We start from the raw sequence: 2,311 nt of genomic DNA on the forward strand, positions 1-2,311 counted from the left end.
CATGAGAGTACATAATTTCTTGTTTGCTCATCTCTTTATTATTTGAGACAAACTTACTATCTTACATCATCTTATGAAATATGTGGTTGCTCGGGTGCATACGTTGTATTATAATTTCGTAAGTATAAAATTGTTAGATAATGGCAAGATATAAAGCGACAGTTATTCGAAATTACAATAATGAACAGGTTTATATAGAAAAGGGTATGAGTGTCGAGTTTGTTTCTTTTACTCATCCTTGGATTGATAATGGAAAGGTTGTACAGGAAGCTTTCATGCGCGTCTATGGCGTTGACTTTACTAAAGGAGGGGGATGTTCGCCTGCGTTTATTGAGGTCGTGGAAATATAATTTGGAGACAAGGGTTTATAGTTGACGGTTTACGGTTTTACAAAAAAATAAAAAGTTGGCTGGTGTTTTTTGACAGTCACTGCTGATATGTTTGCACTGTCACTGTAATACAATGAAAGAATGAGAGATTTATTGAGAATATATAATGTACTGGAACTCTTTAAGAGAAAGAAGTATTGTACAAAAGAGGAGATTCTTGAGGCTGTAGGTAAATCCGAAGATAAAACGATAAGTTATGAAACGTGGAATCGCTTGCGCAAGCGAATGGATTTAGATTATGGTTTTGAAGTGATATACGACAAGGCACAAGATATGTCTTATTTGTTGGAGCATCACAAGGTGGATTACGGACAGCTGATGGGGATGATTCACCACTTTAAAACAGCTGATCTACTCCAACGCTATGTCAAAGGAGATAAGCGAATGATTGATCACTTGGATTTTGAAGAGGGTTTAAAAGTGGGGCAGGAAAGTCACTTAAACGACTTACAAGAGGCGATGTTAAAGTGTGAATCTGTTGTGATTACCCATCAAGGATATACCAAGGCTACTGCGTCTGAGATAACGGTTAATCCACTGTACTTTAAGCAGTATCAGAATAGGTGGTATCTCATCGCTGAGTCGGTGAAGGATAAAGAGTTTAGAAGCTTTGGTATGGATAGAATCCACGATGTGTTGTCTATAGGGAAGAAGTTCAAAAGCCGTTTAGAGGAGGCGAAAAAGGCATATAGTCAGATTGTTGGAGTGACTTTAGGAGATAAATCAACGAAGTTACAAGATGTAGTCATCCTCTTTGAACCTGATCAAAAGCCTTACCTCGAGAGTTTAAAACTTCACCATAGCCAAACGGTTTTAGAGGATACAGAACATAGATATAAAATAAAAATAACTGTCAAACCTAACTATGAACTCCAGCAGCAAATCCAAAAGTTTGGAAGCTTAGCTGAGGTGTTAGAAGGGGAGTGGGAGTGTTATTAATAGAGAAATAGATAGAGAAATAGATAGAGAAATAGATAGAGAAATAGATAGAGAAATAGATAGAGAAATAGATAGAGAAATAGATAGAGAAATATGAGTAACTATAATGAATTAGAAGAGTATTCAGATGATGATAATCAATTTATTGATTTTGATGAATTACAAAATGAGTTAGAAACTAAATTGGAAGAACAACTTATTGGTTTAGATGAATTAAATGAAGATTTTAAAAATATAGGTAACCCTGATGTATTAGGAGAGACTATTGGATCTGTAATTTGGGAGCAATTTATTCTTCAAGTAGGTGTAATAGCAGGAGAAGATTTTATTAAAGAAAATAGAAACTTAAAGTTAGATCTTAGAAATTCTGCTCATATACAAACTACTGAAAATTTTGAGAAGGGAAAAATAGCTAAGCATAATTCAGAAATTGATTATGAAGAAAGATATACACAGTATCAAAATAATTTTCGCAAAGATGATAATGGAAATATACATACTCATTATAATAGAATGGGAAAAGAAGAGAAAACTGTAGATTCTGGGGCTAGAAAGAATTTTGACAAAGGAAGACCTACAGGTTCAATATTGAATAATACGGATATGGATCATGTTGTTTCAGCAGGTGAAATTATAAGAGATGCACAAGCTAATGCTCATTTAACAGTAGAAGAACAAGTTACTTTTGCTAATGGTACTCATAATTTAAATGAAATGGATGCAAGTCAAAATCGTTCAAAAAGCGATTTAGGGATGACTGATTGGCTTGATAATCCTAATAAGAATGGACAAAAACCAAATGAAATTTTTGAAATATCAGATAAACTTGACAAAGATTATAGAGAAAAGGACAAAATAGCAAGAAAAGAATATGAAAAACAAAAGTTACAAGGTGAAGAAAGGTCTAAACTAACAGGAAAGAAATCTCAAAAAGCTGAAGCATTTCGTATCGGAGGTAAAGCTCTTCAGGCAGTTTTAATGAC

At 33.9% G+C, this 2,311-nt stretch carries 2 protein-coding genes and 1 pseudogene; all 3 read left to right on the forward strand.

From position 1 onward, the window contains the following. Window positions 1-140: 140 nt before the first annotated feature. Window positions 141-350 (forward strand): DUF6140 family protein, encoded by a 210-nt coding sequence (locus GOQ24_RS01915; protein ID WP_155091685.1) that lies wholly within the window; start codon window positions 141-143, stop codon window positions 348-350. Window positions 351-470: 120 nt separating this feature from the next. Continuing rightward, window positions 471-1,328: a helix-turn-helix transcriptional regulator gene (locus GOQ24_RS01920; protein WP_155091686.1), complete on the forward strand. Its 858-nt coding sequence runs from the start codon at window positions 471-473 to the stop codon at window positions 1,326-1,328. A 93-nt stretch (window positions 1,329-1,421) separates the two neighbouring features. After that, window positions 1,422-2,311, forward strand: a pseudogene (locus tag GOQ24_RS01925) (hypothetical protein); the annotation flags it as partial.

This window comes from Myroides sp. LoEW2-1, from assembly GCF_009767705.1.
In the GTDB taxonomy this organism is placed as follows: Bacteria; Bacteroidota; Bacteroidia; order Flavobacteriales; family Flavobacteriaceae; genus Flavobacterium; species Flavobacterium album_A.

Excerpts from the sequence above, each read along its gene's own strand:
- GOQ24_RS01915 (WP_155091685.1), top strand. The coding sequence starts at position 141 with ATGGCAAGATATAAAGCGACAGTTATTCGAAATTACAATAATGAACAG.
- GOQ24_RS01920 (WP_155091686.1), top strand. The coding sequence starts at position 471 with ATGAGAGATTTATTGAGAATATATAATGTACTGGAACTCTTTAAGAGA.